General features: G+C 73.9%; 17 protein-coding genes. 10 read left to right on the top strand and 7 right to left on the bottom strand.

The window, feature by feature from the left end; genetic code table 11:
- Positions 1-57 precede the first annotated feature (57 nt).
- Positions 58-366, top strand: a complete 309-nt coding sequence (locus tag ACWEPX_RS21125; protein WP_451898914.1) for an STAS domain-containing protein — start codon at positions 58-60, stop codon at positions 364-366.
- A gap of 13 nt (positions 367-379) precedes the next feature.
- On the opposite strand, the gene ACWEPX_RS21120 is transcribed toward ACWEPX_RS21125, so the two are convergent.
- The 3 genes from ACWEPX_RS21120 to ACWEPX_RS21110 are packed head-to-tail and all read right to left on the bottom strand — an operon-like array spanning position 380 to position 3,551.
- Complete coding sequence (locus tag ACWEPX_RS21120) at positions 380-604, bottom strand: hypothetical protein (RefSeq protein WP_451898913.1); 225 nt, start codon at positions 602-604, stop codon at positions 380-382.
- Positions 605-624: 20 nt separating this feature from the next.
- Entirely contained in the window at positions 625-1,107 is a 483-nt protein-coding gene (locus ACWEPX_RS21115; protein ID WP_451898912.1) for a hypothetical protein, read from the bottom strand.
- Positions 1,104-3,551, bottom strand: a complete 2,448-nt coding sequence (locus ACWEPX_RS21110; RefSeq protein ID WP_451898911.1) for a molybdopterin oxidoreductase family protein — start codon at positions 3,549-3,551, stop codon at positions 1,104-1,106. Before ACWEPX_RS21110 ends, ACWEPX_RS21115 begins: the two co-directional genes overlap by 4 nt.
- Positions 3,552-3,656: 105 nt before the next feature.
- On the opposite strand from ACWEPX_RS21110, the gene ACWEPX_RS21105 reads away from it, so the two are divergent.
- Positions 3,657-4,769 (top strand): NAD(P)/FAD-dependent oxidoreductase, encoded by a 1,113-nt coding sequence (locus tag ACWEPX_RS21105; RefSeq protein WP_451898910.1) that lies wholly within the window; start codon positions 3,657-3,659, stop codon positions 4,767-4,769.
- 57 nt (positions 4,770-4,826) lie between these two features.
- Here ACWEPX_RS21105 and ACWEPX_RS21100 read toward each other — a convergent pair whose 3' ends face one another.
- Positions 4,827-7,091 carry a PQQ-dependent sugar dehydrogenase gene (locus ACWEPX_RS21100; RefSeq protein WP_451898909.1) on the bottom strand — a complete coding sequence of 755 codons (2,265 nt, stop codon included), beginning with the start codon at positions 7,089-7,091 and terminating at the stop codon, positions 4,827-4,829.
- A gap of 329 nt (positions 7,092-7,420) precedes the next feature.
- Between ACWEPX_RS21100 and ACWEPX_RS21095 the strand changes: the two genes are divergently transcribed.
- The 6 genes from ACWEPX_RS21095 (at position 7,421) to ACWEPX_RS21070 (ending at position 15,840) form a co-directional block, all read left to right on the top strand.
- Positions 7,421-8,641 carry an MFS transporter gene (locus tag ACWEPX_RS21095; RefSeq protein WP_451898908.1) on the top strand — a complete coding sequence of 407 codons (1,221 nt, stop codon included), beginning with the start codon at positions 7,421-7,423 and terminating at the stop codon, positions 8,639-8,641.
- Positions 8,642-8,681: 40 nt separating this feature from the next.
- Complete coding sequence (locus ACWEPX_RS21090) at positions 8,682-12,353, top strand: nitrate reductase subunit alpha (protein ID WP_451898907.1); 3,672 nt, start codon at positions 8,682-8,684, stop codon at positions 12,351-12,353.
- 121 nt (positions 12,354-12,474) lie between these two features.
- Positions 12,475-14,166, top strand: coding sequence for a nitrate reductase subunit beta (narH, locus tag ACWEPX_RS21085; protein ID WP_451898906.1), 1,692 nt, complete (start codon positions 12,475-12,477; stop codon positions 14,164-14,166).
- A complete protein-coding gene (gene narJ / locus ACWEPX_RS21080) occupies positions 14,163-14,774 on the top strand; it encodes a nitrate reductase molybdenum cofactor assembly chaperone (protein ID WP_451898905.1) in 612 nt (203 codons plus the stop codon). The genes narH and narJ overlap by 4 nt, the downstream gene beginning before the upstream one ends.
- Entirely contained in the window at positions 14,771-15,508 is a 738-nt protein-coding gene (gene narI / locus ACWEPX_RS21075; RefSeq protein WP_451898904.1) for a respiratory nitrate reductase subunit gamma, read from the top strand. Before narJ ends, narI begins: the two co-directional genes overlap by 4 nt.
- A complete protein-coding gene (locus ACWEPX_RS21070) occupies positions 15,505-15,840 on the top strand; it encodes a hypothetical protein (RefSeq protein ID WP_451898903.1) in 336 nt (111 codons plus the stop codon). The genes narI and ACWEPX_RS21070 overlap by 4 nt, the downstream gene beginning before the upstream one ends.
- A gap of 3 nt (positions 15,841-15,843) precedes the next feature.
- On the opposite strand, the gene ACWEPX_RS21065 is transcribed toward ACWEPX_RS21070, so the two are convergent.
- The gene (locus ACWEPX_RS21065) at positions 15,844-16,722 is read right to left on the bottom strand and encodes a universal stress protein (RefSeq protein WP_451898902.1); all 879 of its coding nucleotides are present in this window, start codon (positions 16,720-16,722) and stop codon (positions 15,844-15,846) included.
- Between the two features lie 153 nt (positions 16,723-16,875).
- Here ACWEPX_RS21065 and ACWEPX_RS21060 point away from each other — a divergent pair, with 153 nt between their 5' ends.
- Positions 16,876-17,760 (top strand): hypothetical protein, encoded by an 885-nt coding sequence (locus ACWEPX_RS21060; protein WP_451898901.1) that lies wholly within the window; start codon positions 16,876-16,878, stop codon positions 17,758-17,760.
- A complete protein-coding gene (locus ACWEPX_RS21055) occupies positions 17,757-18,272 on the top strand; it encodes a hypothetical protein (RefSeq protein WP_451898900.1) in 516 nt (171 codons plus the stop codon). Before ACWEPX_RS21060 ends, ACWEPX_RS21055 begins: the two co-directional genes overlap by 4 nt.
- A gap of 148 nt (positions 18,273-18,420) precedes the next feature.
- On the opposite strand, the gene ACWEPX_RS21050 is transcribed toward ACWEPX_RS21055, so the two are convergent.
- A complete protein-coding gene (locus tag ACWEPX_RS21050; RefSeq protein ID WP_451898899.1) occupies positions 18,421-19,281 on the bottom strand; it encodes a DUF4082 domain-containing protein in 861 nt (286 codons plus the stop codon).
- Between the two features lie 346 nt (positions 19,282-19,627).
- Entirely contained in the window at positions 19,628-19,819 is a 192-nt protein-coding gene (locus tag ACWEPX_RS21045; protein WP_451898898.1) for a hypothetical protein, read from the bottom strand.
- Between the last annotated feature and the right edge of the window lie 524 nt (positions 19,820-20,343).

The following is a 20,343-nucleotide window of genomic DNA, read 5'->3' as shown; positions in this document are numbered from 1 at the left end:
TTAGAGTGAGCCGGAAACAGCGCAGCGGAGCGGAACGACGTGAGCCAACACCCGACGGTGGACCTGCAGATCAAGACGATCCCGAACGGCCGGTCCGCCACCATGAGCGGCGAACTGGACCTGCTCACCGCCCCCGCGGCCCTGGCCGAGCTGACGACCGCGCTGGCCGAGGCGAGCAGCGTCCTGGACATCGACGCCACCGGGATCGCATTCTGCGACTCCGCCGGGCTGCACCTGCTGCTGGAACTCCACAAAACCGCCACGCGCTCGGGCAAACTGGTCGTGCTCTCCGGCCGCAGCCGGGCGGTGAACCGCGTTCTGGAAATCACCGACACCGCGGCGCTGTTCCCGGAAAGCGCCACCTGACCGCAGCGGGCGGTCAGGGACCAGCCCGGCGGGCATCGCGGCGGCGGGCGGTCCCGCGGCCCGCGTAGGCGCCGGTCGGGCCGGCGCGGCGTCGGCGCGCGAGCCGGCGGGCGCGGCGGCGGCGGCGGGAGGGCCGGGCGGTGCGGCCGGGGCGCAACCTGGCAGGCATGCTGCGCAGGCGCCTGCCCATCAGGACGATGGCTTCCAGGGCCACCGCGACCGGCGTCCGTCGAGTCATCGGGATGTCCCCTTCCGGGTTCAGCTGGTCAAGATCTGCGGGGACAGGGTCTTGAGCATCGCGTTGGCCCACTTGAGCTGACGCAGCGTGTGCGGGTGGCAGCGCTCGGCCAAGCCGAGCAGGTCGGTGTCCTTGGCCGCCTGGGCGCCTTGGGCCAGCAGCTCCCAGTCCAGCGAGACGCCCGCGGCCTTGCGGTGCAGGCGGCGCAGGTCGGCCAGCAGCAGGACGCCCGGCAGGGCGGTGCGGCCGGTCAGCTCGCTGAGCTTGCCGCGCACGGTGTGCAACGGGCCGGTGTCGCCGGGCGGGGTGTCGTCGAGGCGCAGGCCGCGGGCCCGGCCGACCGCGGCCAGCTCCCGCAGGTGCGCGGCGGACCAGCCCGCCAGGTCGCGGGCGACGTGGTGGATCTCGTGCTCGACCTTGTGCCGGTCGGAGATCCGCACCAGCTCCCTGGCCAGCGACTTCTCCGAGCGGTGCAGCTCGCGCACCGCGAGGTCAAGTTTCATCGGGCGCTCCTGGCGGCCTCGGCCGTCCGCTCGGTGACCCGCGCGGCCGGGCCGCCCGCGGTGGACGGGAGGTCCGCGGCCACCGGCGCGGATGCGGTGGTGGTGGGGGCGGGCGCGGCCCGGTCGCCTGCGCCGACCCGGGTGAGCGCGGCCGCGGAGGTCTTGAACAGCGGCTGCTTCGACACCGGATCCCAGTCGGTCACGGTCAGCTCGTTGGCGGCGCGGCCGGTGCGCTCGGTGGCGTCCCAGTAGCCGTAGTGGAACGGCAGGAACAGCACGCCATCGCGGATCCCGGTGATCCGCACCCGGGCGCGGACCGCGCCGCGCGGGCTGGTGATCTCGGCGAGGTCGCCCTCGGCCAGGCCCAGGCGGGCGGCGTCGGCAGCCGAGACCTCCACCCACACCTCCGGCGCGGCGTCGCGCAGCTGCGGCGCCCGCCCGGTCTTGGTGCGGGTGTGGAAGTGGTAGAGCGTGCGACCGGTGATCAGGGCGAAGGGGTGGTCGGCGTCGGGGGCCTCGTGCGGGGGCAGGTACTCGGCGCCCTTGAGCATCGCCTTGCCGTCGGGGTTCGCCGCCTTGTACTCGGCGGCGTCCACCGGCGCCCCGGTCACCAGGTCGCGGCCGTAGCTCTCGCAGTAGTCGGGCGCGGCGAAGAAGCGCCCGTCGGGGTAGAGCCGCTCGGTGTCGTCGGGGTGCTCCTCGGTGCACGGCCACTGCACCCCGCCCGCCGCGCGGAGCTTGGCGTAGGTCAGGCCGCTGTAGTCGCACGGCCTGCCCGCGGACGCCCGCTTCCACGCCTCGAAGGCCGACTCCGGGTCATGCCAGGGCGGGAACGGCTCGCCGTCCTTGTCGCGGAAGTCCATCGCGCGGGCGTAGTCGAGGAAGATGTCGAGGTCTGCGCGGGCTTCCCCGGGCGGGTCGACCGCCTTCTCCGACAGGTGCACCGTCCGGTCGGCGTTGGTGAACACGCCGGTCTTCTCGCCCCACATGGCCGCGGGCAGCACCACGTCGGCGAGCGCGGCGGTCTCGGTGAGGTAGCAGTCCTGCACCACCAGGAAGAGGCGGTCCTGGCTGAGGATCGAGCGGACGCGGGCCAGCTCGGGCAGCGAGACGGCCGGGTTGGTCGCCGAGACCCACAGCATCCGCAGCGTCCCGTTCTCGGCGTAGCGCAGCATCTGCATCAGGTGCGTCGGCGAGGAGTAGTGCGGGATCTGGCGCTGGTCGAGGTTCCACAGCGCGGCCAGCTCGGCGACGTGGGCGTCGTTGGCCCAGTTGCGGAAGCCGGTGAGGTCGCCGTCCGCGCCGCACTCGCGGGTGTTCTCCGCGGTCGGCTGGCCGTTCATCTGGAGCACGCCGCAGCCGGGCTTGCCGAGCATCCCGCGCAGCAGCACGAGGTTGTTCACCTGCACGGCCGCCGCGGTGGCCTGGTGGGACTGGTAGAAGCCCTGGAGCACCGTGCACAGCAGCCGCCGCGCCTGCCCGACGAGCCGGGCGGCCGCCCGGATGCCGTCGGCGTCGACGCCGCAGATCTCCGCGACACGCTCGGGCGGGTAGTCGGCGACCACCTTCGCCAGCTCGGAGAAGCCGATGGTGCTGCGGTCGAGGTAGTCCCGGTCGATCCAGCCGTTGCCGATCACCTCGTGCAGCAGGCCGTTCATCAGGGCGAGGTTGGTGCCGGGCAGCGGGGCCAGGTGGATGGTGGCGGCCTTGGCCACCGGGGTCGGCCGGGGGTCGACGCACAGCAGCGCGGGCGGCTGCGGCCCGGCCAGCCGGTCGAGCACCCGGCTCCACAGCACCGCCTGCGTCTCGGCGGCGTTGTGCCCGAACAGCGCGATCACGTCGGCGTGGTCGACGTCGGTGTAGGAGGCGGGCTGGCCGTCGCAGCCGAAGGACTCCTTGAGCGCGGCCGCGGCGGTCGCGGTGCAGAGCCGGGTGTTCCCGTCGAGGTGGTTCGTGCCGATCGCGCCGTGCCCGATGGCGGCAAGCGTGTAGTACTCCTCCGCATAGAGCTGGCCGCTGGTGTAGAACCCGATCGCGGAGCTCCCCTGCTCCTCCAGCAGGTCCTTGCTGCGCTCGACGATCCGGCCCATGGCCTCGTCCCAGGCGCACTGCACGAGCTGCCCGCCGCGCCGCACCATCGGCCGGGTCAGCCGGTCGGGCGCGGCCATCGCCTGCCAGCCGTAGAGGTCCTTGGGGTCGAGCCTGCCGTGGTTGACCCGGTCGTCGGCGCGGCCGCGGACCCCGACCACCCGCCCGTCCTTGACGGCCAGCTCCATCCCGTCCCCATTGGAGTGCAGCACCGCCGCCGTGGGCACCCACCGGTCGACGTCCTCGGGGGCCACCCCGTCGACCAGGTGGGAATCCACCCGCACCGGCCACGGCTCCCCCGGTCCGTAGGGCGTGCGGGTGCCCCACGGCTCGGCTATCCCATCCCTGTCCGCCACCGGTGCGGCATTCCCCCGGGTGGATTGGGGCAAACCCCATCTCCTGCCAGCTCAGGTCACCGGTCGTACGGTGGGCGGGTGCGGGCCTGCGGCGGTGCGTGGGATGTGGCGGTGGTCGGCGCCGGGCCCGCGGGGGCGGCTGCGGCCATCGCGGCGCTGCGGGTCGACCCGGGCGCCCGGGTGGTGCTGCTGGATGCCGCCGACTTCCCGCGGGACAAGGTGTGCGGGGACGGGGTCGCGCCGCACGCGGTGGAGCTGCTCGCCGGGCTCGGCGTCACCGGGATCACGGCGGGGACCGCGCCGGTCACCCGGCTCCGGCTGGTGTCGCCGGGCGGGGTCGAGGCCGCCCGGTCGTTCGCCCGGCCCGCCTACGTCGTGCCGCGCGCGGTTCTCGACCACCGGCTGGTGCAGGCCGCCCAGGACGCGGGCGCGGTCCTGCGCAGGCGGCGGGTGCGCACGGTTCGGCAGACGGGGGACGCGGTGCTCGTCGACGGGGACATCCGCGCTCGGGTGGTGATCGGCGCGGATGGCGCGGAGTCGGTGGTGCGGCGGCAGTGCGGCGCACGGGCCGCCCCGCCCGGCACCACCGCCCTCGCCGTGCGCGGCTACGCCCCATCCGAGGCCTGGCCCGCCGCCGAGCAGTTGCTCGTCCTCGACGCTGCCCGCTGGCCCGCCTACGCCTGGGTGTTCCCCATCGGCGACGGCACGGCCAACATCGGCTACGGCGAAGTCCTCCGCGACCCACCACCCACCCGCGCCCAGCTGACCGACCGGCTGCACCACCTGCTCCCCGCGTGCCCGCCCCTGCCGCTGCGCGGCCACCGCCTCCCGCTCTCCCCCGGCCGCCCCGCCCCCGGCCGCGGTCGCATCCTGCTCGCAGGCGACGCCGCCTCGCTCATCAACCCGCTCACCGGCGAGGGCATCCACTACGCCGTCCTCTCCGGCATCCTCGCGGGCGAAGCCGCCTTGACCCCGGACCCCGCCCGCGCCTACCGCCGATCCCTGCGTGCGCACCTCTCCCGCCACCTCCGCCACACCGACCTCCTCGCCCGCCTCACCCGCCGCCCCTGGCCCCTCGACCTGGCCACCACCGCCGCCGCCCGCGACCAGCGCGCGTTCGACCAGCTCACGGAGATCGGCCTGGGCACGGGCGCCCTCACCCCGCACCTGCTGGCCGCGCTCGCACTGTCGCTGCGGCAGGGCAGGCCACATCGGTGAACGACACCGCCCCGACCGTGTCCGGTCGGGGCGGTGTGGTTGATCAGCGGAGGCCGATCAGCACGGGTCGAGGAGCCAGCACAGGGAGTAGGTCGCCCGGTAGGTCGTGTTCCCAGCGGGGGCGGTGATGTTGTGGGTTTGGGCCCCGCCGTCGGACCAGTTGGCGTAGCGGTGCTTGAGGTTCAGCAGGCCCAACTGCTGGGGGCTGGGGGCGCTGATGGAGTTGCTGGAGCCCACGATCACCGTGCGGGTGAAGGGGGTCACCGACTCCGCGCCGCCGACGGTCAGGCGGGCGCCGGACGGGTTGGACGTGAAGGTGAGGTCGACAGTCCGCGGTTGCAGGGGCACGGTGGTGCTGGCGCTGCGGCCCGACGAGTCCGTCGCGGTCAGGGTCAGCTCCAGGTGCGACGGGTACTCGTGGTCCGGCGCGATGAACGAGCCAGACGCGGTCCCGGTCCAGTTCTGCACCACGTGCTCGTGGCAGGAGCCCTGGCTGGAGCAGTGCTGGATGGACAGCCGCCAGCGCAGCGCCGACGCGGGCAGCGGACCGTCCTGCGGGTCGACGGCCTGGCCCGCGAACGGGACCGCCTGCCCGACCTGCCACCGCAGCGCCGTCGTCGGGGTGTCGATCACCGGCACCGGGTCGATGCCCGTGGGCGGGCCGACGGTCACCGCGACCGTGGCGGTGTCCGACGCGCCGTCGGGATCGGTGACCCGCAGACCGACCTCCACCACGCCCGTCGCGGCATAAGTCCGGGTGGGGTTCACGGCCGTGGAGTCGTCGTAGGCGCCGTCGCCGTCGAGGTCCCAGGCGTAGGCGAGGGTGTCGCCCGCGTCGGGGTCGGTGGAGCCGCCGGCGTCGAACTGCACCGCGAGCGGGGCCGGGCCGGACGACGGGGTGGCCGTCGCCACCGCGTTCGGCGGGCGGTTGCCGTAGGAGACCCGGCGCAGCTCGCCCGCGCCGAGGGCCACGTAGTACAGGTCGCCGCCGGGGCCGATGAGCACCTGGACGGGGATGTTCGCCCCCGTCACGAACGGCACGGTGGCTGCGGGGTCGGGCTGGCCGCCCGCGCCGAGCGGCATCGCCCAGATGCAGCCGCGGGAGCTGTCGGCGAAGAACAGCGCGCCGCGGTAGGCAGGCGGGTAGGTGCTGGCGCCGTCCTCGAAGGCGATGCCGGAGATCGACGACCCACCGGTGGGGCAGGCGTCGCCGGGCACGACCTTGGCCGCGTGGTTGTAGGCGTAGTGCGGCGCGGTCTGCCCGCCCGCGCTGTAGAGCGACTCGCAGAGGGCCAGGTTCGCGCCGTCGTAGCCGGACTGCCGGGCCGCGCCCTCGAAGCAGGGCCAGCCGAAGTTCTCCGCGGTCGCGTCGGTGGCGTCCGGGATGCGGTTGATCTCCTCCCAGGTGCCCCAGCCGACGTCGCCGAGCCACAGCTCGGCGGTGCCGGGGCGGAACCCGAAGCGGAACTGGTTGCGCAGGCCGTAGGCGATGACGCGGCGGGCGTTGGCGTCCGGGCTCGCGGCGAAGGGGTTGCCCGCCACGCCTTCCCCGGTGTCCGGGTCGACGCGGATGACCGTGCCGTCGAGGGTCACCGGCTCGCCCGCCGGGCGGCGGACCGACTGCGAGCGCAGCGCCCCGCCGCGCGCGTCGGGCGGGGCGAGGTTCACCCCGGCCGGGGACGGCGGATCGGCGCAGGGGTTGCCGACCTGGCCGTAGTCGGCGAAGTTGAAGCTGGCCCCGTCGCCGCCGCCCGCGTAGAGCGCGCCGTCCGGGCCGAAGGCGACCGTGCCGATGGAGTGGCTGGGGAACTGCTGGCACCAGTCGGTGATCAGCGGCTGCTCGGCGACGGCCACCCCGCCCGCGCCCATCGTCAGCTTGGACAGCCGCGCGGTGACCACGCAGCCGCGGTCGGTCGCGCCGGGCGGGGTCGGGCACTGGTCGCCCCAGCGCGGGGCCGTCCCACCGGGCAGCGCGTCGTGGGTGTAGGCCACGTAGACGTAGGGGCGGGCCGGGAACTGCGGGTCCACGGCGAGGCCGAGCAGGCCGCGGTCCCAGAAGTCGTGCGTCTGGGCGCGCAGGTCGGCGAACACGGTCGCGGTCGGGTCCGACGGCGAGTCGAACACCTTGACCAGCCCGCTCTTCTCGGCGATGAACACCCGCCCGTCGGGGGCGAACGCCGCGTTCGTCGGCGCGGTGAGCCCGCCGATCACCACCGAGTCGCTGAACCCGGTCGGCACCACCGCCGCGGCGGCCGGCGCCGCCACCGTCACCGCCGTCGCGGCCACCACGCAGGCAGCGGCGCAGGCCACCCCGCGCCGCACCGGTCTGACGCGACCACTCCGCGCATTCACCACGCGCCCCACCCCATCCCTCGATCTAGTTACACAGTCGTCGAGGTAGTGGCGAAAGTGCTCATGGGTGTTACAACGTGCCGGTCAATCACCGGTTGCACCGTCCCCCTCATCAGCGATCACCCGGCGCGGGAACGACCTTCCGCGCCCTACCCGATCGTGTGATCGGATCAGCCGCGCACCGCGACCGCGGTCATCCTGGGGCACGTGGATGACGTGCGCGGCGACGAACCCCGGGCCACCGCCCACCACGGCGCCCGCCGGTCCCGGCCCGGTCCGCCGGGCGATCGGCGGCGGCGATGACGACCTCGGCGCCGCGCCCGGATTCCCCGGCGGCCGAGCGGGCGGGCACCGGTCGCCGGACGCTGATGCTGGCCCTGGCCACGCTCGGGTTCGCGCTGAACTTCTGGGCCTGGGCCCTGCTCAGCCCGCTGGGCCCGATGTTCCAGGACGACCTGCGGCTCAGCTCGTTCCAGCAGGCGCTGCTGGTGGCCGTCCCGGTGGTGGTCGGGTCGCTGGGCCGCATCCCGGTGGGCGCGCTGACCGACCGCTACGGCGGGCGGCTGATGTTCCCGCTGATCTCGGCGCTGACCATCGTCCCGGTGCTGTTCATCGGCCTGGTCGGGCACTCGTCGCTGGCCGCGCTGCTGATCGGCGGCTTCTTCCTCGGCCTGGGCGGCACGGCGTTCGCCGTCGGCGTGCCGTTCGTCAACGCCTGGTTCCCGCCCGAGCGGCGCGGGTTGGCCATCGGGATCTTCGGCGCGGGCATGGGCGGCACGGCGATCAGCGCGCTCACGACCGTGCGGCTGGTGGATTCCGGCAGCGTGGCCACGCCGTTCGTGGTGACGGCCGCGGTGCTGGCGGTCTACGCGGTCATCGCCGCCCTGCTCCTGCGCGACGCCCCGGGGCGGACCGTGCCCACCGGGTCCTTCGGCCGCAGGCTCGCCGCCACGCTCAAGCTCCCGGTGACCTGGCAGGCGTCGTGGCTGTACGCGGTCGCCTTCGGCGGGTACGTCGCGTTCTCGGTGTACCTGCCCGCCTACCTCAAGACCGACTACGGCCTCACCCAGGCCGACGCCGCGGCCCGGATGGCCGGGTTCGTGCTGCTGGCCGTGCTGCTGCGGCCGATCGGCGGGTGGCTGTCGGACCGGGTCGGCCCGATCACCGTCCTGGTCGCGTCGCTGGCCGTGGTGGCGGTGGGGGCGGCCGTGCAGGCGTTCACCCCGTCGCTGGCCCCGGTGGGCACCATCGCGTTCCTGGCGATGGCCGCCGCGCTCGGCGCGGGCAGCGGCGCGGTGTTCGCCCTCGTCGCGCTGATGGTCCCGCCCAAGGACGTCGGCTCGGTCACCGGCGTGGTCGGCGCGGCGGGCGGGCTCGGCGGCTTCGTCCCGCCGCTGGTCATGGGCGCGCTGTACGGCGCGTTCAGCTCCTACGCCCTCGGGTTCGCCGCGCTGGCCGTGGTCGCCGCGGGCACCCTCGCCTTCACCCTGACCGCGGTGCGCCGCAACGTCCGCCGCTGACCGCCACCGGGAGCCCGCACATGCAGCCACGAGGAGCACGGTGAGCACCGACACCCCCGCGGGCCTGGACACCGGCCTGACCGACGCGCTGATCCGCACCCGCCGCTTCTTCACCAGGGCCGAGGTCTCCCCGGACCTGCGGACGCTGCACAAGATCGGCGGCCGGCAGGCCGACGAGTTCTACCGGGACCGGTGGAGCCACGACAAGGTCGTGCGCTCGACCCACGGGGTGAACTGCACCGGGTCGTGCTCGTGGAAGGTCTACGTCAAGGACGGGATCATCACCTGGGAGGCCCAGCAGACCGACTACCCCTCCGTCGGCCCCGACCGGCCCGAGTACGAGCCGCGCGGCTGCCCGCGCGGGGCCGCCTTCTCCTGGTACACCTACTCCCCCACCCGCGTGCGCTACCCGTACGTGCGGGGCGTGCTGCTGGAGCTGTACCGGGAGGCCAAGGCGCGCACGGGCGATCCCGTCCTGGCGTGGGCCGAGATCGTCGACGACCCCGGGCGGGCGCGCCGGTACAAGTCCGCGCGCGGCCGGGGCGGGCTGGTGCGGGCGAGCTGGGACGAGGCGACCGAGCTGGTGGCCGCCGCCCACGTGCACACGATCAAGCGGCACGGCCCCGACCGGGTGGCCGGGTTCTCCCCCATCCCGGCGATGTCGATGGTCTCGCACGCCTCCGGGGCCCGGTTCGTGTCCCTGGTCGGCGGGGCGATGCTGTCGTTCTACGACTGGTACGCCGACCTGCCCGTGGCCTCGCCGCAGGTGTTCGGCGACCAGACCGACGTGCCCGAGTCCGGCGACTGGTGGGACGCCGGGTACCTGATCATGTGGGGCTCCAACCTGCCGGTCACCCGGACCCCGGACGCGCACTGGATGGCCGAGGCGCGCTACCGGGGCCAGAAGGTGGTCGCCGTCGCCCCCGACTACGCCGACAACGTGAAGTTCGCCGACGACTGGCTGGCCGTGCGGCCGGGCACCGACGGCGCGCTGGCGATGGCGATGGGCCACGTGGTGCTGCGCGAGTTCTTCGTCGACCGCGAGGTCCCGTACTTCACCGAGTACGTCAAGCGCTACACCGACCTGCCGTTCCTGGTGCGGCTGGACGAGCGCGACGGGGTGTTCGTGCCGGGCAAGTTCCTCACCGCGGCCGATCTGGACGGCCAGGACGGGGAGAACGCGGCGTTCAAGACCGTGCTGCTGGACTCGGCGACCGGTGAACCGGTGGTGCCGGGCGGCTCGCTCGGCTTCCGCTTCGGCGAGTCCGGCGCGGGGCGCTGGAACCTCGACCTCGGCGAGGTGGACCCGCTGCTGACCCTCGCCGGGGACGACGCGGTGGTCGTGGCGCTGCCGCGGTTCGACAGCCCGGGCTCGGTCCGGCGCGGCGTTCCCGTGCGCCGGGTCGGCGGGCACCTGGTCACCACGGTGTTCGACCTGATGCTGGCCCACTACGGCGTCGAGCGCGCAGGCCTGCCCGGGACCTGGCCCCGCGGCTACGACGACCCCGACGAGCCGCACACCCCGGCGTGGCAGGAGCCGATCACCGGGGTGCCCGCCGCGGCGGCAGCGCGCATCGCCCGGGAGTTCGCCGCCAACGCCGCCGAATCCCGCGGCCGCTCCATGATCATCATGGGGGCAGGCGCGAACCACTGGTTTCACTCCGACACCATCTACCGGGCCTTCCTCGCCCTGACCACGCTGACCGGCTGCCAGGGCGTCAACGGCGGCGGCTGGGCGCACTACGTCGGGCAGGAGAAGTGCAGGCCCGTCACCGGCTGGACCCAGCTGGCGTTCGCGCTGGACTGGACCCGCCCGGCCCGGCAGATGATCCAGACCGCGTACTGGTACCTGCACACCGACCAGTTCCGCTACGACCACTTCGGCGCCGACACCCTCTCCGCCGCCACCGCGGGCGGGCGGCTGGCGGGCCTGACGACGGCGGACGTGATCGCCCAGTCGGCCCGGCTCGGCTGGATGCCGTCCTACCCCACCTTCGACCGCAACCCGCTGGACCTGGCCGACGAGGCCGAGGCAGCGGGCGCGCCGATCGGCGAGCACGTGGTGTCCGAGCTGAAGGCCGGGCGCTTGCGCTTCGCCTGCGAGGACCCCGATTCGCCGGAGAACTTCCCGCGCGTGCTCAGCATCTGGCGGGCCAACCTGCTGGGGTCGTCGGCCAAGGGCAACGAGTACTTCCTCAAGCACCTGCTGGGCACCGACAACGCCGTGCGGGCCGCGGAGGCCCCGCCGGGCGCGCGCCCGCGCGACGTGGTGTGGCACGCGGAGGCCCCGGTCGGCAAGCTGGACCTGCTGCTGACGCTGGACTTCCGGATGACCAGCACGACGCTCTTCTCCGACGTGGTGCTGCCCGCGGCGACCTGGTACGAGAAGCACGACCTCAACACCACCGACATGCACCCGTTCGTGCACTCGTTCAACCCCGCCATCGCCCCGCCCTGGCAGACCCGCACCGACTGGGCGGCCTTCCAGGCCATCGCCGAGGTCTTCAGCAGGCTCGCCGAGACCCACCTCGGGGTGCGCAAGGACGTGGTGGCGACCGCGCTGCTGCACGACACCCCGGACGAGCTGGCCACCCCGCACGGCCGGGTGCGGGACTGGAAGGCGGGCGAGTGCGAGCCCGTCCCCGGGGTGACCATGCCGAAGCTGGCGGTGGTCGAGCGCGACTACCCCGCGGTCGCGGCGAAGATGGGCGCGCTCGGGCCGCTGGCCGAGGAGCTGGGCGCGACGACCAAGGGCGTCACCTTCCGCATCGGGCGCGAGGTGGACTACCTGCGGCACAAGAACGGCGCGATCCGCGGCGGCCCCGCCGACGGGCGGCCGTCGCTGGTGCGCGACGTGCACGCCTGCGAGGCGATCCTCGCCCTGTCCGGCACCACCAACGGGCACCTGGCCACCCAGGGCTTCCGGTCCCTGGAGCAGCGCACCGGCAGGCCGCTGGCGGACCTGGCGGCCGAGCACGAGGGCAAGCAGATCACCTTCGCCGACACCCAGACCGCGCCCGTCCCGGTCATCACCTCCCCGGAGTGGTCGGGCAGCGAGACCGGCGGCAGGCGGTACTCGCCGTTCACCATCAACGTCGAGCGGCTCAAACCGTGGCACACCCTGACCGGGCGCCAGCACTTCTTCCTCGACCACGACTGGATGGCCGAGCTGGGCGAGCAGCTCCCGGTCTACCGGCCGCCGCTGGACATGGGCGCGCTGTTCAACGAGCCGCGCGTCGGCGAGCAGGGCGAGCTGGGCATCGCCGTGCGGTACCTGACCCCGCACAGCAAGTGGTCCATCCACTCCGAGTACCAGGACAACCTGCTCATGCTCAGCCTGTCCCGCGGCGGACAGACCATCTGGATGTCCACAGCGGACGCCGCGAAGATCGGTGCCGCGGACAACGACTGGATCGAGGCGGTCAACCGCAACGGCGTCGTCGTCGCCCGGGCGATCGTGTCCCACCGCATGCCCGAGGGGACCGTCTACATGCACCACGCCCAGGACCGGCTGATCGACGTGCCGCTGGCCGAGACGTCCGGGCAGCGCGGCGGCATCCACAACTCGCTGACCCGCCTGCTGATCAAGCCCTCGCACCTCATCGGCGGCTACGCCCAGCTGTCCTTCGCCTTCAACTACCTCGGCCCGACCGGCAACCAGCGCGACGAAGTGACCGTCATCCGCCGCCGCTCCCAGGAGGTGACCTACTGATGGTCAGCCTGCTGACGAACCAGCGTGACCTCAGGGGAACCGCGACGGCGGGCGACCGCGGTGACCACCGAACCGAGATCGCGCGCAAGGCGACGGCAGCCGGAATCCCGGGGAGGCGGACGTGCGCGTGATGGCCCAGATGGCGATGGTGATGAACCTCGACAAGTGCATCGGGTGCCACACCTGCTCGGTCACCTGCAAGCAGGCGTGGACGAACCGGTCCGGGGTCGAGTACGTGTGGTTCAACAACGTCGAGACCCGGCCCGGGCAGGGCTACCCGCGCACCTACGAGGACCAGGAGCGGTGGCGCGGCGGCTGGGCGCTGAACAAGCGCGGCAGGCTCGTGCTCAAGGGCGGCGGGCGGCTGCGCAAGCTGCTGACCATCTTCAGCAACCCCAAGCTGCCCAGCATCGACGACTACTACGAGCCCTGGACCTACGACTACGACACCCTCACCACCGCGCCCCTTCAGGAGCACACCCCGGTGGCCCGGCCGCGGTCGCTGATCAGCGGCAAGCCCACCAAGATCAGCTGGTCGGCCAACTGGGACGACAACCTCGGCGGCGCGCCTGAGCACGGGCACCGGGACCCGCTGCGCAAGGGCATCGAGGACAAGGTGCGCTTCGAGTTCGAGCGCACGTTCATGTTCTACCTGCCGCGCATCTGCGAGCACTGCCTCAACCCGTCCTGCGCGGCGTCCTGCCCGTCGGGGGCGATCTACAAGCGCAGCGAGGACGGCATCGTCCTGGTCGACCAGGACCGCTGCCGCGGGTGGCGGATGTGCGTGTCGGGGTGCCCGTACAAGAAGGTGTACTTCAACCACCGCACCGGCAAGGCCGAGAAGTGCACCTTCTGCTTCCCGCGCATCGAGGTCGGCATCCCCACGGTGTGCGCCGAGACGTGCGTCGGCAGGCTGCGCTACATCGGCCTGGTCCTCTACGACGCCGACAAGGTCCTCGAAGCCGCCGCCACGCCCAAGGACACCGACCTCTACGAGGCCCAGCGCGCGGTGTTCCTCGACCCCCGCGACCCGACCGTGGTCCGGGAGGCCGAGCGGGCGGGCATCCCGGCGGACTGGATCGACGCGGCGCAGCGCTCCCCCATCCACGCCCTGATCAACACCTACCGGGTCGCCCTGCCGCTGCACCCGGAGTACCGCACGATGCCGATGGTCTGGTACATCCCGCCGCTGTCGCCGGTGGTCGACGTCGTGCGCGACACCGGCCACGACGCCGAGGACCACGGCAACCTCTTCGCCGCCATCGACGCCCTGCGCATCCCGGTGGAGTACCTGGCCCGGCTGTTCACCGCGGGCGACGTCGCGCCGGTCGACGCCGTGCTGCGCAGGCTGGCCGCGATGCGCTGCTACCTGCGCGACATCAACCTGGGCCGGGAGCCGCGCGAGGAGATCGCCGCCCGGGTCGGCATGACCGGCGAGCAGGTCTACGACATGTACCGGCTGCTGGCCCTGGCCAAGTACGACGAGCGCTACGTCATCCCGCCCGCGCACTCCGAGATCGCGCACGGCCTGGAGGAGCTGGCCACCGAGTGCAGCCTGGACTACGAGGGCGGGCCGGGCATGGGCGGCTCCGGCCCGTTCGGCGAGAACTCCGGTGGGGCCGCGCCGATCGCGGTGGAGAACTTCCGCATGCTGCGCGACCGGCAGACCACCGACGCGCTCGCCCACCCCGGCCGCGACCGGGTCAACCTGCTGAACTGGGACGGCAAGGGCCGCCCGGACGGGCTGTTCCCGCCCAGGGCCGACCACCCGGGCGGCGGCGACCCGGCAGGCGAGGTGGAGCCGAAGCCGTGAACGCCGTCGCCTGGCAGGTCCAGTCCCTGCTCATCGGCTACCCGGACCGCGTGCTGCTGGACCGGCTGCCGCTGCTGCGCACCGCCACCGACGCGCTGCCGGACCCGGTGGCCGCGCCGCTGCGGATCACGCTGGCGCACCTGGGCAGCACCGACCCGACGGCGCTGGCCGCCGACTACGTGGCCACCTTCGACCACCACCGGCGGTTCAGCCCCTACCTGACGTACTTCACCCACGGCGACACCCGCAAGCGCGGCATCGCCCTGCTGCGGTTCAAGCACATCTACCGCGCCGCGGGCCTGGTGCTCGACGACGGCGAGCTGCCCGACCACCTCGCCGTCGTGCTGGAGTTCGCCGCCAGCGGGGACGCCGACGCGGGCGTGCGGCTGCTGGTCGAGCACCGGGCGGGCCTGGAGCTGATGCGGCTGGGCCTGCACGAGCACGGCTCGCCGTGGGCGCACGTGGTGGACTCGGTGTGCGCGACCCTGCCCCCGCTGGGCAGGCGCGACCACGACGAGGCCGCCCGCCTGGCCGCCGACGGACCACCGGAGGAAGCGGTCGGCCTGGCCCCGTTCGGCCCGCCCGCCCGGGAAGGGGAGCGCTGGTGAACTCCGCGAGCACGCTGGACATCCTGCTGTGGGTCGCCGTCCCGTACGCCGCGCTCGCGGTGTTCGTCGTCGGCCACATCTGGCGCTACCGCTACGACAAGTTCGGCTGGACCACCCGGTCGTCGCAGCTCTACGAGAGCAGGCTGCTGCGGCTGGGCAGCCCGCTGTTCCACTTCGGCATCCTGCTGGTGGCAATCGGGCACGTCGGCGGCCTGCTCATCCCCAAGTCGTGGACCGAGGCCGTCGGGATCAGCGACACCGCCTACCACGTGGTGGCCGTGGTGCTCGGCGTCCTCGCGGGCGCGTGCACGCTGGCGGGCGCGGCGATCCTGGTCTACCGCAGGCGCACGGTGGGACCGGTGTTCTCGGCGACGACCCGCAACGACAAGATGATGTACGTGCTGCTGGTAGGCGCCATCGTCCTCGGTCTGGGCACGACCGTGCTCGGGAACCTGACCGCGGACCCGCACGACTACCGCGAAACCGTGTCCCCGTGGTTCCGGTCGATCTTCATCCTGCAGCCGGAGCCCGCCCTGATGGCCGCCGCGCCGATCGGGTTCAAGCTGCACGCGCTGGTCGCGTTCGCCCTGTTCGCGTTCTGGCCGTTCAGCAGGCTGGTGCACGTGTTCTCGCTCCCGCTGGGCTACCTGACCCGGCCGTACGTGATCTACCGCAGCCGGGACCAGCAGTTGGGCAGCCGCACGGCGCCCAGAGGATGGGAGCGCGTACCGTGACCGACCACCCCGTCGTGACCCAGGTGGACCAGCTCGCCGTCGAGCTGCTGGCCGAGGCCCGCACGCACCCGGCGCACCGGGCGGCCCGCACGCTGGTCACCGGCACCTCGCAGCGGGCCACCCTGATCGCGATGGCCGCGGGGGCCGAGATGGCCGAGCACGACTCGCCGCCCGCCGCGACGCTTCAGGTGATCAGCGGCCAGGTGCTGCTGCACACCGCGGGCGAGGAGCGGCAGCTCGGCGCGGGCCAGCTCACCCCGGTCCCGCCGAACCGCCACTCGCTCAAGGCGCTGGCCGACAGCGCCGTCCTGCTGACCGTCGCGCTGCGGTGAGGCTCAGGGCGCGGTCGGGCGGACGATGGCGACCGGGCAGGTCGCGTGCTGCAGGACCCCCTGGCTGACGGAGCCCAGCAGCATCCCGCGGAAGCCGCCTGCGCCCCGCGAGCCGACCACGAGCAGGGCGGCGTCGCCCGCCAGCTCGGTGAGGGTGCGGGCCGGGTGGCCGCGGGTGACGGCCCGGCGGATCGGCACGTCCGGGTACTTCTCGGCCCAGCCCGCCATCGCCTCGGCGAGCGCCCGCGCCTGCTCGGGCTCCTCGTCGTCGGCCAGCAGGACGGCGGTGGGGCCGCGGCCCCGGGAGTTGACCATCAGCGCCAGCACGCCGGTGCGCAGCCGCCTGGCCTCGGTGAAGGCGAACTCGATGGCGTCCAGCGAGTTCGCCGAGCCGTCCACGCCGACCACGACGTCGCCGCGGGCGACCGCGCGGGTCTCGCCCGCCGCCTCGCGGACGACCACCACCGGGACCGGCGCGTGCGCGGCGACCTGGACCGCGGTGGAGCCCAGCAGCAGCCCGCTGAACCCGCCGAGGCCGCGCGAGCCCAGCACCACCAGCCCTGCCGTGCGGGCCGCGCGCAGCAGCGCGGGCACGGCGGAGGTCTCCGGCATGTCCGTCTCGACCTCGACGTCCGGAGCCGTCTCGCGGGCGCGCTGCTCCGCGGTGGTGAGGATGCGCAGCGCGTCGTTGCGCAGGCCGCCCTCGGGATCGCCGAACTCGGCCGGGCCGACCGGGACGCCCAGCTTGGGCCAGATGAAGGCGTGCACGACGCGCAGCCCCGTCCCCCGCGCCGCCGCCTCGCGCGCGGCCCACCCGACGGCGGCCAGGCTCGACTCCGACCCGTCCACCCCGACGACGACCGGGGCGTTCTCGACCGGCATTGCAACCTCCTCGTTCGGTTACCTCCACGATCGGCCGATCGGGGGTCGGTGGGCAGTCACGGAGAGCACGCCCCAGCCGGGGCTTTGGTCCCATCGGTCCCGGGCCCTCCAGGGGGCTGGGGCGCGGCGCGGCCAGTTGGTAGGTTCCGGATCATGGAGACGCCGCCCGCGCCCGGCAGCCGGGACGGGCGGCCGGACGGCGGAGTCGACGATCCCTCGGCAACGCGCAACACCCTGAGCGGATCGGCTGCGGCGTCGGTCCAGGCCCGGGACATCCGCGGCGGCGTCGCCCAGCACTACCACTCCCCCGGCCGGTGGGGCTGGACCGCGCTCCTCACCAGCCTGCTGATCCTGGGCGGCGTGCTGCTGGTCGTCACCACCCGGGAGGACGAGCCGCCCGTGCCCGACGGCGATCCGCTGTTCGCCACCGTGCAGCCGATCACCGACCCGTGCCTGTCGGACTGGTTCACCACCCGGCCTGCCGAGCAGGTCCGGGCGCGCCACGACGGCGGCGAGCCCCGGTCGTGGACCGACCTGGACTACCTCGCCGACGGGGCCAGCGCCGAGGTGGGCAAGGTCGTGGTGACCCTGCAGGGCCGCCAGGCCGACCGCAGCGTGACGATCACCGGGATGGCCGTCGAGGTGCTCTCCCGGGCACCGCCGCCCCCGGGGATCGTGCTCGACGCGCCGTGCGCCGACGCCGAGCTGTACCGCTACGTGGAGGTCGACCTCGACGCGGAGCGGCCCCGGCCGGTCGGCAGGCCGGTGGACCCCAACGCCGCCGCCGAGGCCGCCCGCCACGGCTGGCGGGCCGAGCCGGTCGCCTTCCCCTACGAGATCAGCAGCACCGACGCCGAGTCGTTCGTCATCAGCGCGGCCACCGAGCTGTGCGACTGCACGTGGATCGTCCACTTCGACTGGTCCTCCGGCGGGCGGACCGGCAGGCTGACCCTGCCGGGCGACGGCGGGGCGTTCCGGGTCGTCGCGGGCGCGGGCGCGCCCCGGTGCAGCACCCTCCCCGGGCTGGTGTGCCGATGAGGCCCGACCGCCACCGCACCCTGAACCGGCTGCTGGCCGTGCTGGCGCTCGCGGTCTTCGCGGGCGTGGGGCTCGTCCTGCTCCTCGACGACGACCCGGTGCCGGTGCCGCAGGAAGCCCCGTGCGGCGAGCCCGCGAGCACCGATGTGGACGGCCGCCCGCTCGACTTGGACACCGCGCGCGACGTCGCCGGGGTGCACGCGGCGGCCTGCGCGGGCGACTACGACGCCCTGCTCGCCTTCCTGCCCGACAGCTCGCGGATGCCGATGCCCATCTCCCCGTCCGACATCGTGGCGGGGTGGCGGCGGGCGGACCCCGCGGGCGTGAAGCTGCGGGCGGTGGCCGCGGTGCTCGAACGCCCCGGCGTCGGCGGCCAGGGCGGCCTGACCTTCTGCGACCCGGACCTCGGCCTGGTCGCCTTCAGCCGCGGGACCAAAGACATGGAACCCGGGCTGGGCACGATCGAGTACCCCAGCGCGGGCCGTCCGGTCGACTGCTCGCAGCCGGGCTGACGCCTCTGCCGTGCGTGCCACCCCCGCTCCTTCCCGCTGGTCGCAGTACCCCGGCGGCAGGCGGGCCAGGCGGCGTTCCCCCGATCGGGCAGGCGAGGTCGCCCGGACAGGGGACGGCCCGCCTGCATCGCGCAGGCGGGCCGGTGGATCAGGGCGCGGGGGTGAACCGCGGGATGATCCAGTAGTTGCTGCTGTTCCAGGTGTCGGTCGGGTAGCCGCCGCCGTAGCGGTAGACGCCCGCGCCGACGGGGGTGTGGAAGGGGGCGCGGAAGATCGCGCCGCTGAAGTAGTCCTCGGAGACGGCGTAGCCGCCCGCGGGGGTGTAGTAGGACAGGGTGTAGTCGGTGTTCGGGGTCAGCTGCACCGGGGTGGCGAAGGTGAAGGGCTGGTACCGGCCGGTGCCCGCCGTCGCGGTCGTCTCGGCCAGGAGGGCGCCGTCGGCGGACCACAGGTGCACGGTGATGGGACCGGTGTACGCGCCGCGCCAGAGGTAGCCGCTGGGGATCGCGCCCGGCCGGTCGACCTGGAACCGCAGCCCGAGCTCAACCGCCTGCGAATCGGGGTCGTCGACGCGCTGGGTGCCGGGGAGGTCCAGCAGGTCGAGGGTCAGGGTGTGGCCGTAGGTGGGCGGGGGCGCGGCGGCGCCGCCCGCGGTGAAGGTGAACGGCCCGTGGACCGCGCCGCCCTGGGTGGGGGTGAAGGCCCGAAGGTGGAAGGAGACCGGGCCGGGGGCGGTGGGGGTGTGCAGCAGCGACCACGTCTCCGCGCGGTAGTCGGTCGGCTGCCAGGTGACCCCCGCGTCGAAGCTGATCTCGACCCGGGTCACATCCCCCGCCTCCCCATTGATCGCCGCCCCAGCGATCCGCAGCGGCACACCGACCTGAACGGGCGCCCCCGGCGTCGGATAGGCGACCGAGGGCACCGGCGCCGCACTGGCCGTGCCGTGGAGCAGAACTGTCCCAGCAGCAGCCACAAGAACCGCCGCAGCGGCAGTGAAGATCCTTCTCATACCCCTCCGCATCGGCCCCCACCCACCCCGCGTTAGGCCCTCCCACCGGCAGCAACACCGGCACGCCGCCCAACAGATGCAGCCTGCCTCCACCCGGCCCACGGCAACCATCGGCCCTCCCCGCTAGGTGGTCGGGAGGGCCGGGAGTCGGCGGAATCGAGGTCTGGCAGAGGTGGGAGCGGTGGCGGCTTGCCTCCCTGGGCAGCCAGGGAGGACCGGGGTTCAGCGGTACCGGGGCCAGCAGCGGCGGTCCGCCGCCCGAGCGGCCAGAAGAGGCCGGGGGTCGGCGGTCCCCGAGGGCTGGCAGATGGATGCCGCGACGACCCGGCACCTGCGCGGCCTGGGTCTAGCCAGCAGCGGCGGAGGTCGGCAGGGTGGGCGCGGTGGCGGTCCCGTCGGCCCGCGTGGCCTGGAGGACCAGGTTCAGCCGCATCGTGGTCAGCAGGTGAGTGCGGCGGCGGCCGGTCGGCTGGACGGACAGGAGGACCAGGGTCCCGGCAGCGCCGAGCGACGCCAGGCGGGCGCGGCGCCCCGGCACCCGAGCGGGCAGGAAGACCGAAATCGGGCAGCACCAAGGGCTAGCGGGTCGATGCGGGAGCGCCCAGCGCCCGAGCCTGCGGGAAGACCGAGATCCGGCAACGCCGAAGATCCGGCAGGTCGACAGGGCGGCGACCCGACGCCCAGGTGGCGAGAGGGTCAGGGTTCGGCGGTGCTGAGGGGCCAGCAGGTGGATGCGGTGGCTACCCGTCGCCCGGGCGAGCAGGAAACCGAGATCCGGCAGCACCAACGGCCAGCAGCTCGACACGGGGCGGCCCACCGCCCGAGCCTGCAGGAAGACCGAGACCGGGCAGCGGCGAAGACCCGCAGGTCGACACGGCGACGACCCTGCAGCCGAGCGGGCAGGAGTGTCGATACCCGGCGGTGCCAAAGCACCAGCAACTCGACACGGCGGCGACCCGAACACTCGGGCGGCGGGACGGTCCGGATCGCCGGTGCCGAAGCGCCAGCAACTCGACACGGCGGCGACCCGAACACTCGGGCGGCGGGACGGTCCGGATCGCC

Source organism: Actinokineospora sp. NPDC004072 (genome assembly GCF_053604195.1).
Note: the sequence above shows the minus strand (reverse complement) of the source record. Positions and strands in the feature narration are given on the sequence as shown.

Bases quoted from the DNA above. Each gene is read 5' to 3' on its own strand.
- ACWEPX_RS21050 (WP_451898899.1), bottom strand. From the start codon at position 19,281: ATGAGAAGGATCTTCACTGCCGCTGCGGCGGTTCTTGTGGCTGCTGCT.
- ACWEPX_RS21055 (WP_451898900.1), top strand. From the start codon at position 17,757: ATGAGGCCCGACCGCCACCGCACCCTGAACCGGCTGCTGGCCGTGCTG.
- ACWEPX_RS21120 (WP_451898913.1), bottom strand. From the start codon at position 604: ATGACTCGACGGACGCCGGTCGCGGTGGCCCTGGAAGCCATCGTCCTG.
- ACWEPX_RS21060 (WP_451898901.1), top strand. From the start codon at position 16,876: ATGGAGACGCCGCCCGCGCCCGGCAGCCGGGACGGGCGGCCGGACGGC.
- ACWEPX_RS21115 (WP_451898912.1), bottom strand. From the start codon at position 1,107: ATGAAACTTGACCTCGCGGTGCGCGAGCTGCACCGCTCGGAGAAGTCG.
- ACWEPX_RS21095 (WP_451898908.1), top strand. From the start codon at position 7,421: ATGACGACCTCGGCGCCGCGCCCGGATTCCCCGGCGGCCGAGCGGGCG.
- ACWEPX_RS21065 (WP_451898902.1), bottom strand. From the start codon at position 16,722: ATGCCGGTCGAGAACGCCCCGGTCGTCGTCGGGGTGGACGGGTCGGAG.